Raw genomic sequence first — 19,936 nt, forward strand, 5'->3', positions numbered from 1 at the left:
ATTCCGGTGACGACATGGATCTTGTTATCGCTCGCCCCGAAGGGTTGTACTGCCCCGCCGGCGATTTCTATATCGATCCGTGGCGGCCGGTCGAACGCTCGGTGATTACCCACGCCCATGGCGATCACGCCCGCACCGGCAACAGCCATTATCTCGCCGCCGCCCCGGGCGAAGGCATTCTGCGGGCACGACTGGGACAGGACATCAACCTGCAAACCCTCGATTACGGTCAACGCCTGACCCACCACGGCGTCACCCTGAGTTTCCATCCCGCCGGCCATGTCCTCGGTTCGGCACAGGTGCGCCTGGAATACGGCGGCGAAGTCTGGGTCGCCTCGGGCGATTACAAAGTCGAGCCGGATGGCACCTGCGTGCCTTTCGAGCCTGTTCGCTGCCATACCTTTATCACCGAATCGACCTTCGGCCTGCCGATCTATCGCTGGCAACCGCAAGCGCAGGTGTTCGCCGAGATCAATCAGTGGTGGCAAGCGAACATTGCTGCCGGCAAGGCGAGCGTGCTTTTTTGCTATTCCTTCGGCAAGGCTCAGCGGATTCTCCATGGCATCGATGCAACCCTCGGCCCGATCCTCGCCCATGGCGCTGTCGAGCCATTGAATCGGGTGTACCGCGAAGCGGGCGTGTATTTGCCGCCGACGATTTACGCAGGCGACGTCAAAAAGAACGACCCGATGATGCGCCAGGCTCTGGTCATTGCTCCGCCCTCGACATCCAGCGGCAGTTGGGTGCGCCGCTTCGGTGATTACAGCGACGGCTTCGCCAGTGGCTGGATGCGTCTGCGCGGCACACGGCGTCGGCGCGGGGTGGATCGCGGTTTTGTCCTGTCCGATCATGCCGACTGGCCCGGCCTGCTCTGGGCCATCGGTCAGACTGGCGCCGAGCGGGTGATGGTGACGCATGGTTCGGTCGGCGTGCTGGTGCGGCATCTGCGTGAACAAGGGCTGGATGCCCAGGGTTTCACCACCGAATATGGCGATGACGAAGAAGACAACCTCGCCGCTGAACCGGTGGTGGCCGAGGTACAGCCATGAAGGCATTCGCCGGGTTGTACGCCGAACTCGATGCGACCACGTCGAGCAACGCCAAACTGGCGTTCATGCAAACGTATTTCGCTCAAGCCGACCCTCAGGATGCGGCGTGGGCCGTGTATTTCCTGTGTGGCGGGCGACCACGGCAATTGGTGCCCGTGCGGGTGTTGCGAGAATTGGCGCAATCGGTCTCGGGACTGGAAGCCTGGCTGTTCGAGGAAAGTTATCAGGCGGTTGGTGATCTGGCGGAAACCATTTCACTGGTGCTGCCGGAAAACCCGCACAGTTCCAGCGCCGGCCTCGCCGAATGGATCGAAGACAAACTGCTGCCGCTGCGTGGCGAAACACCTGAATATCTGGCCCGGCAGTTGCCGTCGTTGTGGGCGCAACTGGATCGCCCGAGCCTGATGCTGTGCATCAAACTGATCACCGGCAGTTTCCGCGTCGGCGTTTCAAAACTGCTGGTGACCCGAGCGCTGGCGGCCATGGCCGGGCTCGACAGCAAACGCGTGGCGCAACGGTTGGTCGGTTATACGGATTTGTCCCACCGGCCGACGGCTGAACGCTATCTGAAACTGATCGCCCCGGAATCCGCTACCGAACACGCTGAACGCGGCGGCCAGCCTTACCCGTTTTTTCTTGCCCATGCGCTGTCGCAACCGGTGGACGATTTTGAGGCCGTGCTCGGCCCGGCCGCCGACTGGCAGATCGAGTGGAAATGGGATGGCATTCGCGCCCAAATTGTTAAACGGGATGGGCGACTCTGGGTCTGGTCGCGCGGTGAAGAGCTGGTGACCGAACGCTTTCCCGAGCTCGACAGCTTTGCCCAGGCGTTGCCCGACGGCACCGTGATCGATGGCGAAATCGTCGCGTGGAAAAACCCGCACCCCACCACCGAAGATGCTTTCAATCCGCAATCGACTGAGCCACCGGCGGTACTGCCGTTCGCGTTGCTGCAACAGCGCATCGGCCGCAAGACCCTCGATCGCAAGATTCTTGATGAAGTGCCAGTGGCCGTGCTCGCCTACGACCTGCTCGAATGGCAAGGTGACGACTGGCGCAATCAGCCGCAATCCCGTCGTCGCGAGCAGCTGGAACAGGTCGTTGTAAACGCCCGTCATCCGGCGCTGTTGCTCTCGCCTGTCCTCACCGGCAGCGACTGGCACGACCTCGCCCGCCAGCGTGAAGCCTCACGGCAATTGGGCGTGGAGGGCATGATGCTCAAGGCCCGGGATTCGCTGTACGGCGTCGGGCGCACCAAGGACATGGGCGTCTGGTGGAAATGGAAGGTCGACCCGTTCAGCGTCGATGCGGTGTTGATCTATGCCCAGCGCGGTCACGGTCGCCGGGCAAGTCTGTACAGCGATTACACCTTTGCGGTGTGGGACGGCCCGCCGGAATCCAGCCAACGCACGTTGGTGCCGTTCGCCAAAGCCTATTCAGGGCTGACCGATGAAGAAATGCGTAAGGTCGACAGCATCGTACGCAAGACCACCGTGGAAAAATTCGGCCCGGTGAGCAGCGTTACGCCGAGTCTGGTGTTTGAACTGGCCTTCGAAGGCATCGCCCTCTCCCGCCGCCATAAAAGCGGCATCGCCGTGCGCTTCCCGCGCATGCTGCGCTGGCGCCAGGACAAAACCGTCGAAGAAGCCGACAGCCTGGCAACCTTGCAGGATCTGCTGGCCTGACCCACCCGCACCACAGTGCTCGGTCCTATGCAGAGCGTGGGAACGATCTCGGCAAACATCATTCGCACAATCTCGGTGCGCTGATTTTTCGGCGCCCGGCTTTGTGCGCGAATATCGCGCAACGGCAAAGCTGCTTCCTTTTAAAACACTTGTTCGGCACTCTGGTTCGGAAATTGCTACTTTCTATTGGTCTGACGCTTTCCAGTAACACAATAAATCTGCGCCACAAGCGCTCATATTGGTTCTTAGGGATTGAATAATGAAAAAAGCAATACTGACTCTTTCTGCACTGGCGTTGTGCATGGCCGCCGGTTCGGCGATGGCCAAGGAATACAAAGAGCTGCGTTTTGGCGTTGATCCTTCCTACGCACCGTTCGAGTCGAAAGCGGCTGACGGCAGCCTGGTGGGCTTCGACATTGATCTGGGGAACGCGATCTGCGCCGAGCTGAAGGTCAAGTGCAAATGGGTCGAAAGCGATTTCGACGGCATGATTCCAGGTCTCAAGGCGAATAAATTCGACGGCGTGATCTCGTCGATGACCCAGACCCCGGCCCGCGAGAAGGTCATCGACTTCTCCAACGAGCTGTTTTCCGGCCCCACCTCTTTCGTGTTCAAAAAGGGTTCCGGCCTGAACGAAACCACCGCTTCGCTGAAGGGCAAAACTGTCGGTTACGAGCAGGGCACCATTCAGGAAGCCTATGCCAAAGCCGTGCTGGACAAGGCCGGTGTGAAAACCCAGGCCTATGCCAACCAGGATCAGGTGTACGCGGATCTGACCTCGGGTCGTCTCGACGCTTCGATCCAGGACATGCTGCAAGCGGAACTGGGCTTCTTGAAGTCGCCACAGGGCGGTGACTATGAAGTCAGCAAACCGGTCGACAGCGAATTGCTGCCTTCCAAAACCGCCATCGGCATTAAGAAAGGTAACACCGAGCTGAAAGCGCTTTTGGATAAAGGTATCAAAGCGTTACACGATGATGGCACCTACGCCACCATCCAGAAGAAACACTTTGACGACCTGAACCTGTACAGCGGCAAATAATGCCTCGGCGCCCATCGCCAGGTGGGCGCCTTTTTCACTCGATCAGGTTCTGATTTATGTTCGACACCCTCTTAGAAAATCTGGGGCTTTCCGCGTTCAGCCTGAAAGGCTTCGGCCCGTTGCTGATGCAAGGCACCTGGATGACCATCAAATTATCGGCGTTGTCGCTGCTGGTGGCCGTGTTGCTCGGCCTGCTCGGCGCCAGTGCCAAGCTGTCAAAAGTCAAACTGGTGCGCCTGCCCGCCCAGCTCTACACCACGCTGATTCGCGGCGTGCCGGATCTGGTGCTGATGCTGCTGATTTTCTATAGCTTGCAGACTTGGCTGACGTCGCTCACCGACTACATGGAATGGGAATACATCGAGATCAACCCGTTCAGCGCCGGGGTGCTGACCCTGGGTTTCATTTACGGCGCGTACTTCACCGAAACCTTCCGTGGCGCGATCCTCGCTGTGCCGCGTGGTCAGGTCGAAGCCGCGACCGCTTACGGCCTCAAACGCGGCCAACGCTTCCGCTTCGTGGTGTTTCCGCAAATGATGCGCTTCGCCCTGCCCGGCATCGGCAATAACTGGATGGTGATGCTCAAGGCCACTGCACTGGTGTCGATCATCGGCCTGGCGGATCTGGTCAAGGCTGCGCAGGACGCCGGCAAAAGCACCTATCAACTGTTTTACTTCCTCGTCGTCGCCGCCTTCATTTATCTGCTGATCACCAGCGCTTCCAACTTCATCCTGCGCCGGCTCGAACGCCGTTACGCCGCCGGTGCCCGGGAGGCCGTCCGATGATCGAACTCTTGCAGGAATACTGGCGACCGTTCCTTTATAGCGACGGCAACAACATCACCGGTCTGGCGATGACGATGTGGCTGCTCAGCGCCTCGATCTTCTTCGGGTTCATCGTCTCGATTCCGCTGTCGATCGCCCGGGTTTCGCCACACTTCTACATCCGCTGGCCGGTGCAGTTCTACACCTACCTGTTCCGGGGCACGCCGCTCTATATCCAGTTGCTGATCTGCTACACCGGCATATACAGCCTGGCCGCCGTGCGTGAACAACCGTTGCTCGACAGCTTCTTTCGCGATGCGATGAACTGCACGATCCTGGCGTTCTCCCTCAACACTTGCGCCTACACCACGGAGATTTTCGCCGGGGCGATTCGCAGCATGAACCACGGTGAAGTCGAAGCAGCCAAGGCCTACGGTCTGACCGGCTGGAAGCTGTATGCCTACGTGATCATGCCCTCGGCCCTACGCCGTTCGTTGCCTTATTACAGCAACGAAGTGATCCTCATGCTGCACTCGACCACCGTGGCCTTCACGGCGACCATTCCAGACATTCTGAAAGTCGCGCGGGACGCCAACTCGGCGACTTTCCTGACCTTCCAGTCGTTCGGCATCGCCGCGCTGATCTACCTGACCATTACCTTTGCGCTGGTCGGCCTGTTTCGCCTTGCCGAACGCCGATGGCTGGCGTTTCTCGGGCCGACTCACTAGGACAATTTTGTAATGCGCCACCAGATTCATGACTTGCTGGCCCCGCTGCCGGGCACCGCACGACAGATTCACAGCTTTCACTTCGGCCCGGAGAAGACCAAAAGCAAGATCTACATCCAGTCCTCGCTGCACGCTGATGAGCTGCCCGGCATGCTCGTCGCCTGGCACCTCAAGCAACGTCTGGCGGAGCTGGAAGCCGCCGGCCGCCTGCGCAGCGAAATCGTGCTGGTGCCGGTTGCGAACCCGGTCGGCCTCGAACAGATTCTGATGGACGTGCCGCTGGGTCGTTACGAGCTGGAGAGTGGACAGAATTTCAATCGCTGGTTCCTCGACCTCAGCGACGAAATCGGCAACGAGATCCAGGCCCAACTCGGCGACGATTCGCAGCGCAACCTCGAACTGATCCGCACCAGCCTGCGCAACGCCCTCGCCCGCCAAACCGCTGCCACTCAGCTGCAATCCCAGCGACTGACCTTGCAACGGCTGGCCTGCGATGCCGACATGGTGCTGGACTTGCACTGCGACTTCGAAGCTGTCGCTCACCTCTACACCACGCCGGAGGCCTGGCCGCAGGTCGAGCCGCTGGCGCGCTATATCGATTCACAGGCAAGCCTCTTGGCCACCGATTCCGGCGGCCAGTCGTTCGATGAATGCTTCACACTGTTGTGGTGGCAATTGCAGGAACGCTTCGGCGAACACTTCGACATTCCCCTCGGCAGTTTTTCGGTGACCGTGGAATTGCGCGGTCAGGGCGACGTCAGTCATCCGGTTGCGAGCCGGGATTGCCAGGCATTGATCGATTATCTGGTTCACTTCGGCGCGATCGTCGGCGAACCGAAGGCCTTGCCGCCGCTGCCGTTCCCGGCCACACCGCTGGCCGGGGTCGAGCCGGTGGTGACGCCGGTTGGCGGCTTGCTCGTGTACACCGCCACGCCTGGGCAAGTGCTGGAAGCCGGGCAATTGATCGCTGAAATCATCGACCCGATCAGCGACCGGGTCACACCTGTTCATTGCACCGCTGCCGGCCTGATGTACGCGCGCTCGTTGCGACGCATGGCCACCGCCGGCATGGTGATCGCCCACGTCGCGGGCGCCGAAGCCTATCGCAGCGGCTACCTACTTTCGCCTTGAGGATGCAAGCCCCATGTACAAACTGACCGTTGAAGGCCTGCACAAAAGCTATGGCGACCATCAGGTGCTCAAAGGCGTTTCGCTCAAGGCCAATACCGGCGACGTGATCAGCCTGATCGGCGCCAGCGGCTCGGGCAAAAGCACCTTTTTGCGCTGCATCAATTTTCTCGAACAACCCAACGACGGCGCCATGAGTCTCGACGGCCAGGCGATCCGCATGATCAGCGACCGCCACGGCATGCACGTCGCCGACCCGGATGAACTGCAACGCCTGCGCACGCGTCTGGCGATGGTCTTCCAGCATTTCAATCTGTGGAGCCACATGACCGTACTGGAAAACATCACCATGGCCCCGCGCCGCGTGCTGGGTTGCAGCAAGGCCGAAGCCGACGACCGTGCCCGCCGCTATCTGGACAAGGTCGGCTTGCCGGCGCGGGTCGCCGATCAATACCCGGCGTTTCTCTCCGGCGGCCAGCAGCAACGGGTGGCGATTGCCCGGGCACTGGCGATGGAGCCGGAAGTCATGCTGTTCGACGAACCGACCTCAGCCCTCGACCCGGAACTGGTCGGCGAAGTGCTCAAGGTGATTCAGGGTTTGGCTGAAGAAGGCCGCACCATGATCATGGTGACCCACGAAATGAGCTTCGCCCGAAAGGTGTCGAGCCAGGTGTTGTTTTTGCACCAGGGCCTGGTTGAAGAAGAAGGCGCGCCCGAAGAAGTGCTTGGCAATCCCAAAAGCGAACGCCTGAAGCAATTCCTCAGCGGCAACCTCAAATAATCCCCTGCGCAGGCAGCGATCTTTTGATCTGTTTTTTATAGAAGCAACATCAAAAGATCGCAGCCTTCGGCAACGCCTACAGGGGTAAGGTTAAACCTTTGACCTGTCGGCGCGGTCACTGAAGGAACCCCTTCAGGCGCACGCGGCAGGCATGGTGACATCCCCCGACTTCGCAAAACTCTGGTTCAGCGCCCGTGGCTGGAAGCCGTTCGCCTTTCAGAAACAATTGTGGGTAGCGGTTAAACGCGGTGAGTCCGGAATGCTTCACGCCAGCACCGGCGCCGGTAAAACCTACGCGGTGTGGTTCGCGGCGCTTAATCGCTTCGCGAAAGCCGCCACTGCCATCGAAGCACCACGCAAACGCAAACCAGTCGCCGAACCGCTGACAGTGCTGTGGATAACCCCGATGCGCGCCCTCGCCGCCGACACTGCCCGTGCCCTGCAAGCACCGGTGGATGACTTGCAGATCCCGTGGAGTATCGGCCTGCGCACCGGCGACACCAACAGCAGCGAACGTGCCCGGCAAAGTCGACGCTTGCCGACCACGCTGATCACCACCCCGGAAAGCCTGACGCTGATGCTCGCCCGCGCCGACGCGCACACCGCGCTGTCGACGTTGCGCATGGTCGTGGTGGATGAATGGCACGAATTGCTCGGCAACAAACGCGGCGTGCAACTGCAACTGGCCCTGGCCCGTTTACGCCGCTGGCATCCCGAACTGATCGTGTGGGGTATTTCCGCGACGCTGGGTAACCAAGCCCACGCCGAAGAAGTGCTGATCCCACAAGGTGGCGGCGTGAGTATTCAGGGCACAAACGAAAAATCACTCAAGGTCGACACCCTCCTCCCACCGACCATCGAGCGGTTTCCCTGGGCCGGGCACATCGGCCTGAAAATGCTGCCGCAAGTGGTCGCCGAACTGGAGACCAGCGCAAGTACCTTGGTCTTCACCAACACGCGGGCGCAATCGGAAATCTGGTATCAGGCGTTACTGGAAGCGCGGCCAGACTGGGCCGGATTGATCGCCTTGCACCACAGCTCGCTGTCGCGCGACACCCGTGACTGGGTTGAACAGGCCCTGAAAAACGGACAACTGAAAGCGGTCGTCTGCACATCAAGCCTGGATCTGGGCGTGGATTTCCTGCCGGTGGAGCGCGTGCTGCAAATCGGCTCGGCCAAAGGTGTCGCCCGACTGATGCAACGCGCCGGGCGCTCTGGCCATGCGCCGGGCCGCACCTCTCGGGTGACGCTGGTGCCGACTCACAGCCTTGAGTTGATCGAAGCGGCGGCGGCCGGTGATGCCGTGGGGCAGCGGCGAATCGAACCGCGCCTGTCACCGCACAAACCGTTGGATGTGCTGGTGCAACACTTGGTCAGCATGGCGCTCGGCGGTGGGTTTCTGCCCGACGAGCTGTACGCAGAAGTCCGTGGCGCCTGGGCCTATGGCGACCTCACGCCGGCAGATTGGGCATGGGCCCTGGCTTTCGTACGCCATGGCGGACTATCTCTGACGGCGTATCCGGATTACCGCCGGGTCGAACCGGACGAGCAGGGTGTCTGGCGCGTGCCCGATGCGCGATTGGCGCGCCGCCACCGCATGAGCGTCGGCACTATCGTCAGCGACGCGAGCATTCAGTTGAAATTCTGGAGCAAGGGCGGTGGCGGCAAACAATTGGGCAGCGTCGAGGAAGGCTTTATCGCCCGTCTCAAACCTGGCGACGGTTTTCTGTTCGCCGGGCGTTTGCTGGAACTGGTGCGCGTGGAAAACATGACCGCCTATGTCAAACGCAGTACGGCGAAAAAAGCGGCGGTGCCGCGCTGGAATGGCGGGCGAATGCCACTTTCCAACGAACTCGCAGAAGCGGTGGTCGAACGCTTCAGCGCAGCGGCCCGAGGCGACTTCGTCGGGCCCGAAATGCGGGCGTTGCGTCCGCTGCTGGAAACTCAGGCGAAATGGTCGAACCTGCCCACCGCTGAAAGCTTGCTGGTCGAAACGCTGAAATCCCGTGAAGGCTGGCACTTGTTCCTCTACCCGTTTGCCGGCCGTCAGGTGCATCTGGGGCTGGCCAGCTTGCTGGCGTGGCGTATCAGTCAACGCCAGCCACTGACCTTTTCGATTGCGGTCAACGACTACGGTCTGGAATTGCTCAGCGCCACGCCCGTTGACTGGACGCAACAATTTAACGAGGCGCTGCTTAGTCCGGATCGCCTGTTAGAGGACGTACTTGCCAGCCTGAATGCCGGAGAATTGGCCCTTCGGCGTTTTCGTGAAATTGCGCGCATTGCCGGACTGATTTTTGGCGGCTACCCGGGATCGCAGAAGAGCACCCGTCAGGTGCAAGCATCCAGCGGCCTGTTTTTTCAAGTGTTCAAACAATATGACGCCGGCAACCTGTTGCTCGCCCAAGCCGGGGAAGAAGTCCTACGGGAAGAATTGGATATTCGTCGTCTGGAACAGACATTGGAACGGATCAACCGGATGAAACTGAACTTGCACCTGATCAAACGTCCTACACCCTTGGCCTTTCCACTGTTGGTGGAGCGCATGCGCGAGAGCATGAGTTCAGAAAAACTTGCCGACCGGATCAGACGCATGGTCAGCGATCTGGAGAAATCCGCTGACACAGGCAAAAAACCATGAGCGCGGCCTACCCGGTGCGCCTGGCTGGTGAAGACCTTTGGCTGCTGCCTGAGAAAGCGCTGTATTGGCCTGCGCAGCAAGCGTTGATGATCGCCGATGTGCATTTCGGCAAAGCCGCTGCTTATCGCAGCCTTGGACAACCGGTGCCCCAGGGCACGACTTCAGCCAACGTCGCCGTGCTTGATCGCCTGCTGGAGAGGCTGCCCTGCCGGCAACTACTGTTTCTCGGCGACTTCCTCCATGGCCCTGGCTCGCATGCTGCGCAAACATTGGAGATTCTGGCGCAATGGCGAGCGCGGCATGCCGACCTGCCGATGACATTGATACGGGGCAATCACGACAAACGAGCAGGTGATCCGCCCACGTCCCTGAATATCCGCGTGGTGCCGGAGCCTTTCTTGCTCGGCCCTTTTTCGTTGCAACACGAACCGGATCCACATCCAGAGCGCCATGTTCTGGCGGGCCATGTACATCCGGTGTATCGCCTGCACGGCAAAGGCAGGCAAAGCTTGCGCCTGCCGTGTTTCAGGTTGGGCGAAGCAATCAGCCTGCTTCCGGCGTTCGGGGCGTTTACCGGTGGTTATCCGGTCGAGAAGGAAAGCAACTGTCGGATCTTTGTCATTGGCGACAGCGAAATATGGCCAGTCAGTTGAAGCCTCCTCAAGGCATCAACTGACTGGCCATTCACTTCATGCACCGTACCGATCAGGCGACTGGCGCGGGTGGCGGCTCATCCGGCAACGTCGGTTCACCAGGTTCGGTCGGTTGTTCGTTTGGGGTATCAGGATCAGGCTGGCCCGGAATTCCACCGGCCATGCCCATGGGATGTGCCAACAAGGACCAGGCCAATACGCCAACCTGATTGGGCTCAAGCCGTGCCAGTTCGGCAGTGATATGCGGATCGATCTTCATGGAACACTCCTCGGCGAAGGCCCGCTGCGTCACACGCAAAAACGGGCAGTACACCTCATAGAGTGTCTGCCCGCCAAAGTGTTCCCGATAACCGCCGGACGGATCAGGTGCGTGGCAGTGTCACGCCGCGCTGGCCCTGGTACTTGCCGCCGCGATCCTTGTAGGAAACTTCACATTCCTCATCGGATTCAAGGAACAGCATCTGCGCCACGCCTTCGTTGGCGTAGATTTTCGCCGGCAGGTTGGTGGTGTTGGAGAACTCCAGGGTCACGTGACCTTCCCACTCAGGCTCGAGCGGCGTGACGTTGACAATAATGCCGCAGCGCGCGTAGGTGCTTTTACCCAGGCAGATAGTCAGTACGTTGCGCGGAATGCGGAAGTATTCGACGGTGCTGGCCAGGGCGAACGAGTTCGGTGGAATGATGCAGACGTCGCTGTGGATGTCGACGAAGCTGCCGGCGTCGAAGTTTTTCGGGTCGACGATGGCCGAATTGATGTTGGTGAACACTTTGAAATGATTGGTGCAACGGACATCGTAGCCGTAGCTCGACACGCCGTAGGAAATCACCCGGCTATCGTCATTGCCGCGCACCTGGCGCTCGACGAAAGGTTCGATCATGCCGTGTTCCTGCGCCATGCGGCGAATCCACTTGTCCGATTTGATGCTCATGGCGGTGTCCTGAATAGCGAGGTGGAAAAAATCTGTCCGGCATCTTACCGGGCGCGCCGCCGGGTTCAAAGTGCGCGGTGCAATTCTCGCCGATCCTCCCGGAATTACGCGGCCTGACGACGAACCGTCACACCGCCGATCCCAAAAACAAAGAAACCTTCGCAAGAAGCATTGGCACGTCTCGGAAAAAGGGTTAAGGTGGCGCCACTGTGCTGCTTGTGTCACTGAGAATCTCTACACGATATGTTGAATTTCGATCCAACCATCTACAAGAATTTTTCCTGCTCTTTGCACTCAGTCTCGGCCAGGGTTCTTCCTGGTTCGCAGTTATCTTTGTTCAAGGAGTTACACCATGTCTAATCGCCAAACCGGTACCGTTAAGTGGTTCAACGATGAAAAAGGCTTCGGCTTCATCACCCCACAATCCGGTGACGACCTGTTCGTTCACTTCAAAGCTATCCAATCCGACGGCTTCAAAAGCCTGAAAGAAGGCCAACAGGTTTCTTTCATCGCTACCCGCGGTCAGAAAGGCATGCAAGCTGAAGAAGTACAAGTTATCTAACTTGTAGCTTCTTTAGTAAAAAGCCCCGCCCTTAAAAGCGGGGCTTTTTTGTGGGCGCTGATTTTCCATGCGCAAAAAAGATCGCAGCCTTCGGCAGCTCCTACAGGGTCAACATCAATCCGGTGCAGGAGCTGCCGCAGGCTGCGATCTTTTGATCTTTTAGCGTATTACCAAGCCACACCAAAACCCGCCGTATACCGGGTCTTGCTCAAATCCGCATCATCGGTGCCGCTGATGACGTCACGCTCAGCCTTGACATTGAGCGATGCCCAATCAGTGACTTTGTAGCGCAGCCCCATTTCCGCATCCAATGCGTAATCCGCCACCCCCGACAGCGGCTTGCCGACCTCGCCATTGGTGAAGAACTCGACCTTTTTGCCAATCAGGTAGCGGTTGTAGTCCCACTTCATCGCGACGGAATAGAAGTTGTCCTTGCTGCCATCACTGTATTGATAGTCGGTGCGGTTGAGCAGCGAACCCAGCGAGAACGCACCGAGTTCGTCATCCCAGAACTGGTAACCCGGACCGGTACCGACAACGCGCTGACGCTCCAGCTCTTCGACCTGATCGCGCTTGTAGTTCAGACGCCCCTGCCAGAACCATTTATCCGTGAGGAAGCGGTCGAGCGCATACTCGGCGCGCCAGTTGTCGGTAGTGACTACGTCATCTTGCTCTTCGCGGTTGTACTCGCCCTCGGCGGTGTGCCGCCAGCGACCATGGCGCGCAGTGGTCTTGAAGCCGACGTCATAATCGTCGGTGTCTTTTTCGGCGCGCTGATAATCCAGGGCCAGGTCGACATTACCCTTCCAGACCAAGTCCTCGACGATCGGTTTCGGCTTGAGAATTTGTTGAATACTCGCCAGCTCAACGGTTTTCGGCACTTCGCCATTGGCGAGGGTGACCTTGCCATCTTCGGCCGCTGTCAGCGATTTGGCTCTCTCGCCACTGTACTCATCCTGTTTGACCAGCATTTCCTGATCACTTTCCAGGGTCTTGACCTGCTTCCAGTCGATCGGCACGGCACCGGCGTACTCTGTCTGGATCAACAGCTTGCCGCCGTCAAACAGGGTGATTTTACCGCTCAGCTTGTCACCGTTCTTCAACCAGACGGTGTCGGCAAGCAAAGGTGTGGACGCACTGAAAACAGCAAGGCACAACAAAGTTCTGGGCAACATAGGCGAATCAAAGGCTCGGGTTTGCGGAAAAAAGTCGGCATTATCCGTAAGAATGAGGCCATGACAACGACTGACCCGGTTATTTCAATTGAGTTCATTTCTCAATTGCCGGATCAGAAATGTCGCTGCACGGCATAAATGGGACTTTTGTGCAGGAACCACGCAGGTGACAGACCCGACCGACGATAGTGAAAACCAGGCGCAAATCCGACGCACGGCGCTCTACTTGACCCTGGCCCAAGTGCCCGAGGGCAAGGTTGTCAGCTATGGGCAATTGGCCGAACTGGCGGGATTAGGGCGCGCCGCCCGTTATGTCGGTCGCACGCTCAGCCAGTTGCCCGGCGATACAAAGCTGCCTTGGCATCGCGTGATCGGTGCCGGTGGTCGGATCAGTCTGCCGGTGGGCAGTCCATCGGGCGATGAGCAGCGGGCGCGATTGCGCATGGAAGGCATCACCGTCCAGAACAATCGTGTGGATATTCGACGCCATGGCTGGCGTCCGGTAGAGCACAGCGGTTAGAGTGCGCGCTTTGTTTCCGCAATTTTGAGGCAGACTTCAGCCCATGCCCCGTAAAACCTGGCGCGCCGCGCTAGCCGCTTATGCCAGTCCTTCGACGCTTGTGCTGTTGTTGCTGGGTTTCGCCGCCGGCCTGCCGTACATGCTGGTGTTTTCGACGCTTTCGGTCTGGCTGCGTGAAGCCGGCGTGGCCCGTGAAACCATTGGCTACGCCAGCCTGATCGGTCTGGCCTATGCCTTTAAATGGGTGTGGTCACCGCTGCTCGACCAATGGCGCCTGCCCTTTCTCGGCAAACTCGGTCGACGCCGTTCGTGGCTTGTGCTTGCGCAAACCCTGGTGATCCTGGGCCTCATCGGCATGGGCTTCTGTGATCCGCAAAAGCATTTGTCCTGGCTGATCGCCATTGCCGTCGTCGTTGCGTTCGCCTCCGCCACCCAAGACATCGCGGTCGACGCCTATCGCCTCGAAATCGCCGACGAGAGCCGCCAGGCTGCCCTCGCCGCCAGCTATATGTCGGGCTATCGCGTGGCCGCCCTGCTGGCTACCGCCGGTGCGCTGTTTTTTGCCGAGGGCTTTGGCTCAACGGGATTCAACTACAAACATTCGGCGTGGACAGGCACCTACGTGCTGTTCGGCGCCTTGATGATCCCGGCCCTGCTGACCACATTATTCATGCGCGAGCCACCGGTGCCGCTGCGCACCCAATTGCAGGCCGGGCGCTACACGTTCATGCACCAACTAATGTCGGTGTTCGTGCTGATCGTGTTGCTGGTCTCCGTGCCCGCCACATTCACTCAGCTTTACAACACCGATTTCGCCAGCGTCCTGTTCGGCGGGGTCAGCCCGTTGGATTTGCTGCTGGAAGACCGTGCGCTCATGCGCTCGATCCTCTATGGCACGCTGACCGCGCTGTGTCTCTCGGCCATGGGTCGTCGAGGCCTGGCGCCGGTGCTGACGCCGGTCAACGACTTCATCCTTCGTTACCGCTGGCAAGCGCTGCTGCTGCTCGGCCTGATCGCCACGTATCGGATGTCCGACACGGTGATGGGCGTGATGGCCAACGTGTTTTACATCGACCAAGGCTTCACCAAGGATCAGATCGCCAGCGTCAGCAAGATTTTCGGCTTGATCATGACCCTGGTCGGCGCCGGCATGGGCGGCCTGCTGATCGTGCGCTTCGGCATTTTGCCGATCCTGTTCATCGGCGGCGTGGCCTCCGCAGGCACCAACCTGCTGTTCCTGATGCTCGCCGACATGGGCCCGAACCTGCAAATGCTGGTGGTCACCATCTCGCTGGACAACTTCAGCTCAGGCCTGGCCACGTCGGCGTTTGTTGCTTATTTGTCGAGCTTGACCAACCTGAAATTCTCCGCCACCCAATACGCCCTGCTCAGCTCGATCATGCTCCTGCTGCCACGCTTGATCGGGGGTTATTCCGGGGTGATGGTCGAGAAGTTCGGATATCACAACTTCTTCCTGATCACGGCGATGCTCGGCGTGCCGACACTGCTGTTGATCGCCCTGCACTGGTTCCAGGAAAGCCGCCGCGAAGGCCCGACACCGACGCCCGAGCCGGCACCGACGCCCGTCACGGAAGAATCCCGCAGTTCGACGTAAGACATTTCGCAAACGGCGGGAGGTTTTCCGCCGTGCCGCCTCACCTCCGACCGCACGCCTGTACGTCAGCAAAACTCGCCGGTACACTGCTCCGTCATTTCCAGTCTCAGCAACCGACAACGGCCAACCATGCGCACCAGTCAATTTTTGCTCGCCACACAGAAAGAAACGCCTTCCGACGCGGTCGTGATCAGCCATCAGTTGATGCTGCGCGCCGGCATGATCCGCAAACTTGCCTCGGGCCTGTACACCTGGCTGCCCATGGGCCTGCGGGTTATGCGCAAGGTTGAAGCCATCGTTCGCGAAGAGATGAACGCCGCCGGCTCTCTGGAAGTGTTGATGCCGAGCACCCAACCGGCCGAGCTGTGGCAGGAATCGGGGCGCTGGGACGAATACGGCCCTGAACTGCTGCGCATCAAAGATCGCCACGGTCGCGATTTCTGCGCGGGCCCGACTCACGAAGAAGTGATCACCGACCTGATGCGCAACGAGTTGAGCAGCTACAAACAGCTGCCGATCAACCTGTATCAGATCCAGACCAAATTCCGTGACGAAATCCGTCCACGCTTCGGCTTGATGCGCGGTCGCGAATTCATCATGAAGGACTCGTACTCCTTCCACGCCGACCAGCCGTCGCTGCAAGTCACTTATGACCGCATGCACCTGGCGTACTGCAACATCTTCACGCGTCTGGGCCTGAAGTTCCGTCCGGTTGAAGCCGACAACGGCTCCATCGGCGGTGCCGGGTCCCACGAGTTCCACGTACTGGCCGAGTCCGGCGAAGACGATATCGTCTTCAGCAACGGCTCCGACTACGCCGCGAACATCGAGAAGGCCGAAGCCGTGCCGCGCGAAACCTCGCGCGGCGCTGCCACTGAAGAGCTGCGCCTGGTCGATACCCCGGACACCAAAACCATCGTGGCGCTGGTGGAAAAATTCAATCTACCGATTGAAAAGACCATCAAGACGCTGATCGTCCACGCGGAAGAAGAAGGCAAGCTGATTGCCCTGATTATCCGTGGCGACCACGAACTGAACGAAATCAAGGCGGCCAACCAGCCAGGCGTTGCCAGCCCGCTGGTGATGGCGTCCGATGCCGAACTGCGTGACGCGATCGGTGCCGGCGCCGGCTCCCTCGGCCCGCTGAACCTGCCATTGCCAATCATCATCGACCGCTCGGTCGAACTGATGAGCGACTTCGGCATCGGCGCGAACATCGACGACAAGCACTACTTCGGCGTGAACTGGGAGCGTGATCTGCCGGTTCCGACCGTGGCCGACCTGCGCAACGTCGTCGCTGGCGACCCAAGCCCGGACGGCAAGGGCACCCTGGAAATCAAGCGAGGCATTGAAGTCGGGCACATCTTCCAGCTTGGCAACAAGTACAGCAAAGCGATGAAGTGCGAAGTGCTGGGCGAGAACGGCAAGCCAGTCACCCTGGAAATGGGCTGCTACGGCATCGGTGTATCCCGTGTGGTTGCCGCCGCCATCGAGCAGAACAACGACGAGAAAGGCATCATCTGGAGCGACACCCTGGCGCCGTTCCAGATTGCGCTGGTACCGCTGCGCTATGAGACCGAGCAGGTGCGCGAAGCCACCGACAAGCTGTACGCCGAACTGACGGCGGCCGGTTTCGAGGTGTTGCTGGACGATCGCGACAAGAAAACCAGCCCGGGCATCAAGTTCGCGGACATGGAACTGATCGGCATCCCGCATCGCATCGTGGTCAGCGACCGTGGCCTCGCCGAAGGCAACCTGGAATACAAGAGCCGTTCCGAGGCCGAGCCGCAAGCGCTGCCGGTCGCCGATGTGCTGTCCTTCCTTCAGGCCCGTATCCGCCGCTGAAACCAGATAGAGACGTCATGTTCAAGCGAAACACCTTAGGCCTCGGTGGTGCCGCCCTGTGCGGCACCCTGCTGGTCAGCGGCTGTGCCAATCACATGTCACAACGCAGCGAGCACGAGGAACGCGTCGAGCGCAAATTGCTCGACCACAGTCTGCAGATCGATGTCGGTGATCCCAAGGTGCTCGAGCTGCCGCAACGGCGTGTGAAGATCAACGAGCAGAAAACCTTCGAAGTCACAGAGTTCGAAGTGACACGTCGTTATGATCGCTACACACCGTACCAACCGTGGCGGGAGATCTACGAGATCCCGCTCGGCGTGGTCGCCGTGGTGGGCGGTGTCGGCGCGAACGTGGTCAATGTGTTTGCGCTCGGCAACCTGCCCGATAGCGTGACCAAGGACTGGTTCAGCTACGGTTTTGCCGGGCTCAACCCGTTCATGAACGCGCAATCCAACGGTCGTGCGCAGCAGAACCTGGCCGGTATCGACGAACTCCAGCGCGACAAGCGCACGGAATATTCGAGCCTGCCATGGAGCGAGCGTCCAGTGCAGGTCAAGGCGGGCAAACAGACCTTCGAGATGACCACCGACCGTAACGGCGTGTTGCGTCTGAACCTGCTCGACAGTCCGTTTGCCGAGAATGATCTCAATCATGTCGGCAAATTGCAGATCAGCGTCGAGGATGCCAAGGATGATGTTCACTCTGACTCATCCCTGATGATCAGCAGCCACCTACGCGGAAAATTGCTGGAGGCGCACGGGCTGATCTACGACGATCTGGAAGATGACGAAGTCAGCGAGTGGGTCCACCGGGTCAAACGTCTCTCGGAACTGGGGCTGGAAGAAGAAGCCAGCGAACTGGAACAGAGCTTGATCGAGTTGACGCGCAACGATCCTGAGTTGCAGGCTGAGTTTCTCAAGTCGCTGACCAAGGATGCCGGGCGATTGGTCGCGGATCCAGGACCGAATTAACAGCAGAAGCTTCGCGAGCAGGCTCGCTCACACATTAAATTTGTGCATGACACAGAACCAATGTGGGAGCGAGCCTGCTCGCGAAAGCGATATCAGCAACACCACCACACCTACCGCTCAAACAATTCCATCTGCTCAAACCCACCGCGCAAATCCTCCAGCCTCACCCCGACGCCGAGCAACCGCACCGGTTTCCCCCCGCGATTGAATGCCTGCGTCAGCATCAACTGATAACTTCCCAGATCCCGCCCTGCCCCGGCCTGCTCCAGCGTGGTCTGGGTAAAGTCATGAAATTTCACTTTGACGAACGGCTTGCCCGGACGGTAGCTACTGTCGATTCGCGCCATGCGGGTTTTCAGGGTTTCGAGCAGCTCCGGCAGTTTGTCCAGGCAACTGCGCAGATCTGGCAAATCAACGTCGTAGGTATTTTCGACACTGATCGACTGACGACGACTGTCGTTGTGCACCGCCCGCTCATCGATCCCACGGGCCAGACTCCACAGTCGCTCACCGAAACTGCCGAACTCTCGCACCAGCGCCAACTTGTCCCACTCGCGCAGGTGCAAACAGTCGCTGATGCCGAGCCGGCTCAGCTTGTCGGCGGTGACTTTGCCGACACCGTGCAACTTGTTTACCGGCAAGCCGCTGACGAAGTCTTCGACCTGATCCGGCGTGATCACAAAAAGCCCATTGGGCTTTTTCCAGTCGCTGGCGATCTTGGCGAGAAACTTGTTCGGTGCAACGCCTGCGGAGACCGTGATGTGCAATTGATTGGAGACGCGTCGACGAATGTCCTGGGCAATACGCGTGGCACTGCCGCCGAAATGGGCGCTGTCGGACACATCGAGATAAGCCTCATCCAGCGACAGCGGCTCGATGAGGTCGGTGTAGTCGCTGAAAATCGTGTGGATTTCCTTTGAGGCCTCGCGATAGGCGTCCATGCGTGGCTTGACGATGGTCAGATCCGGGCACAGCTTCAAGGCATGCCCGGAAGACATCGCCGACCGCACACCATAAGCCCGCGCCTCGTAGTTACAGGTGGCGATCACCCCGCGCCGATCCGCCGATCCGCCCACGGCCAGCGGCTTGCCAGCGAGGTTGGGGTCGTCGCGCATCTCGATGGCGGCGTAGAAACAGTCGCAGTCTACGTGGATGATCTTTCGCTGAGTCATGACAGAAGAGGAAACATGGCGAGCCGGATCGGCAGTATCTCACTGACACCTGTATATAGCACCAGTAGTCTGAATGTTCTTTTAAATGCGTAGGAAAAGGCCGATGAATTTATTTTCTCAATCGAAAAACCAGTCTCGATAGAGCTGAAACCTTTGCCCCGCCTGTCCTGCAGCCCCTCCAGACGACCTTAAGAATCGCTAACCGATTGAACCTGAACAGATTTTATTCAGAAACAAGGTTGACACCCCGCCGATCCTCTGTAGAATGCCGCCACACAGACGCGGGATGGAGCAGTCTGGTAGCTCGTCGGGCTCATAACCCGAAGGTCGTCGGTTCAAATCCGGCTCCCGCAACCAAACATCAAAAAAGGCTACTCGAAAGAGTGGCCTTTTTTGTGCCTGTCCGTTTTCAAGTGGATCCGACCAGTCAGGCGACTGAACAGGAATTTGTTGCATTTCCTAAGCTTAGGCGTCTACCTGCGACGGATTGACGCGATCTCACGTTTATTTGACCCTTCGGTTGATTAACGGTTGACACCTCGTCGATCGTCTGTAGAATGCCGCCACACAGACGCGGGATGGAGCAGTCTGGTAGCTCGTCGGGCTCATAACCCGAAGGTCGTCGGTTCAAATCCGGCTCCCGCAACCAAACATCAAAAAAGGCTACTCGAAAGAG

18 protein-coding genes and 2 tRNA genes are annotated in these 19,936 nt (G+C 59.2%); 16 read left to right on the plus strand and 4 right to left on the minus strand.

Annotated elements, in window-relative coordinates; genetic code table 11:
* The first annotated feature begins 14 nt into the window (after positions 1–14).
* The 9 genes from GIW69_RS21030 to pdeM all read left to right on the plus strand — a co-directional run bounded on the left by GIW69_RS21030 (position 15) and on the right by pdeM (position 10,471).
* Positions 15–1,049 (plus strand): ligase-associated DNA damage response exonuclease, encoded by a 1,035-nt coding sequence (locus GIW69_RS21030; RefSeq protein WP_236484705.1) that lies wholly within the window; start codon positions 15–17, stop codon positions 1,047–1,049.
* Positions 1,046–2,734, plus strand: a complete 1,689-nt coding sequence (locus GIW69_RS21035; protein WP_236484706.1) for an ATP-dependent DNA ligase — start codon at positions 1,046–1,048, stop codon at positions 2,732–2,734. Before GIW69_RS21030 ends, GIW69_RS21035 begins: the two co-directional genes overlap by 4 nt.
* Before the next feature lie 259 nt (positions 2,735–2,993).
* Complete coding sequence (locus tag GIW69_RS21040) at positions 2,994–3,776, plus strand: transporter substrate-binding domain-containing protein (protein ID WP_236484707.1); 783 nt, start codon at positions 2,994–2,996, stop codon at positions 3,774–3,776.
* A 56-nt stretch (positions 3,777–3,832) separates the two neighbouring features.
* Positions 3,833–4,561, plus strand: coding sequence for an ABC transporter permease (locus GIW69_RS21045; protein WP_236484708.1), 729 nt, complete (start codon positions 3,833–3,835; stop codon positions 4,559–4,561).
* Positions 4,558–5,268 (plus strand): ABC transporter permease, encoded by a 711-nt coding sequence (locus GIW69_RS21050; protein ID WP_236484709.1) that lies wholly within the window; start codon positions 4,558–4,560, stop codon positions 5,266–5,268. Before GIW69_RS21045 ends, GIW69_RS21050 begins: the two co-directional genes overlap by 4 nt.
* A 12-nt stretch (positions 5,269–5,280) precedes the next feature.
* The gene (locus GIW69_RS21055) at positions 5,281–6,399 is read left to right on the plus strand and encodes a succinylglutamate desuccinylase/aspartoacylase family protein (protein WP_236484710.1); all 1,119 of its coding nucleotides are present in this window, start codon (positions 5,281–5,283) and stop codon (positions 6,397–6,399) included.
* Between the two features lie 13 nt (positions 6,400–6,412).
* Positions 6,413–7,177 (plus strand): ATP-binding cassette domain-containing protein, encoded by a 765-nt coding sequence (locus GIW69_RS21060; protein ID WP_236484711.1) that lies wholly within the window; start codon positions 6,413–6,415, stop codon positions 7,175–7,177.
* 151 nt (positions 7,178–7,328) lie between these two features.
* Positions 7,329–9,818, plus strand: coding sequence for a ligase-associated DNA damage response DEXH box helicase (locus GIW69_RS21065; RefSeq protein ID WP_236484712.1), 2,490 nt, complete (start codon positions 7,329–7,331; stop codon positions 9,816–9,818).
* The gene (gene pdeM / locus GIW69_RS21070; protein ID WP_236484713.1) at positions 9,815–10,471 is read left to right on the plus strand and encodes a ligase-associated DNA damage response endonuclease PdeM; all 657 of its coding nucleotides are present in this window, start codon (positions 9,815–9,817) and stop codon (positions 10,469–10,471) included. Before GIW69_RS21065 ends, pdeM begins: the two co-directional genes overlap by 4 nt.
* Positions 10,472–10,523: 52 nt before the next feature.
* Here the strand turns inward: pdeM and GIW69_RS21075 are convergent, their stop codons facing one another.
* On the minus strand, positions 10,524–10,730 hold the full coding sequence (locus tag GIW69_RS21075) for a hypothetical protein (RefSeq protein WP_236484714.1): 207 nt from the start codon (positions 10,728–10,730) through the stop codon (positions 10,524–10,526).
* Between the two features lie 103 nt (positions 10,731–10,833).
* Positions 10,834–11,400 (minus strand): dCTP deaminase, encoded by a 567-nt coding sequence (gene dcd / locus GIW69_RS21080; RefSeq protein ID WP_025110799.1) that lies wholly within the window; start codon positions 11,398–11,400, stop codon positions 10,834–10,836.
* A 352-nt stretch (positions 11,401–11,752) separates the two neighbouring features.
* Between dcd and GIW69_RS21085 the strand changes: the two genes are divergently transcribed.
* Positions 11,753–11,962, plus strand: coding sequence for a cold-shock protein (locus tag GIW69_RS21085; RefSeq protein ID WP_002554837.1), 210 nt, complete (start codon positions 11,753–11,755; stop codon positions 11,960–11,962).
* Between the two features lie 167 nt (positions 11,963–12,129).
* On the opposite strand, the gene GIW69_RS21090 is transcribed toward GIW69_RS21085, so the two are convergent.
* A complete protein-coding gene (locus tag GIW69_RS21090; RefSeq protein ID WP_236484715.1) occupies positions 12,130–13,137 on the minus strand; it encodes a DUF481 domain-containing protein in 1,008 nt (335 codons plus the stop codon).
* Between the two features lie 166 nt (positions 13,138–13,303).
* Between GIW69_RS21090 and GIW69_RS21095 the strand changes: the two genes are divergently transcribed.
* The 4 genes from GIW69_RS21095 (at position 13,304) to GIW69_RS21110 (ending at position 18,088) form a co-directional block, all read left to right on the plus strand.
* Positions 13,304–13,657, plus strand: a complete 354-nt coding sequence (locus GIW69_RS21095) for an MGMT family protein (protein WP_236484716.1) — start codon at positions 13,304–13,306, stop codon at positions 13,655–13,657.
* Positions 13,658–13,700: 43 nt separating this feature from the next.
* Positions 13,701–15,272, plus strand: a complete 1,572-nt coding sequence (locus tag GIW69_RS21100) for an AmpG family muropeptide MFS transporter (RefSeq protein WP_236484717.1) — start codon at positions 13,701–13,703, stop codon at positions 15,270–15,272.
* Between the two features lie 129 nt (positions 15,273–15,401).
* Positions 15,402–17,117: a proline--tRNA ligase gene (locus GIW69_RS21105; protein WP_236484718.1), complete on the plus strand. Its 1,716-nt coding sequence runs from the start codon at positions 15,402–15,404 to the stop codon at positions 17,115–17,117.
* Positions 17,118–17,134: 17 nt separating this feature from the next.
* Positions 17,135–18,088, plus strand: coding sequence for a hypothetical protein (locus GIW69_RS21110; RefSeq protein WP_236484719.1), 954 nt, complete (start codon positions 17,135–17,137; stop codon positions 18,086–18,088).
* Between the two features lie 110 nt (positions 18,089–18,198).
* Here the strand turns inward: GIW69_RS21110 and dinB are convergent, their stop codons facing one another.
* A complete protein-coding gene (dinB, locus tag GIW69_RS21115) occupies positions 18,199–19,260 on the minus strand; it encodes a DNA polymerase IV (RefSeq protein WP_236484720.1) in 1,062 nt (353 codons plus the stop codon).
* Between the two features lie 280 nt (positions 19,261–19,540).
* Here dinB and GIW69_RS21120 point away from each other — a divergent pair.
* A tRNA-Met gene (locus GIW69_RS21120) sits at positions 19,541–19,617 on the plus strand.
* Positions 19,618–19,832: 215 nt separating this feature from the next.
* A tRNA-Met gene (locus GIW69_RS21125) sits at positions 19,833–19,909 on the plus strand.
* Positions 19,910–19,936 lie beyond the last annotated feature (27 nt).

The organism is Pseudomonas syringae, from assembly GCF_021605415.1.
Classification (GTDB): Bacteria; Pseudomonadota; Gammaproteobacteria; order Pseudomonadales; family Pseudomonadaceae; genus Aquipseudomonas; species Aquipseudomonas syringae_S.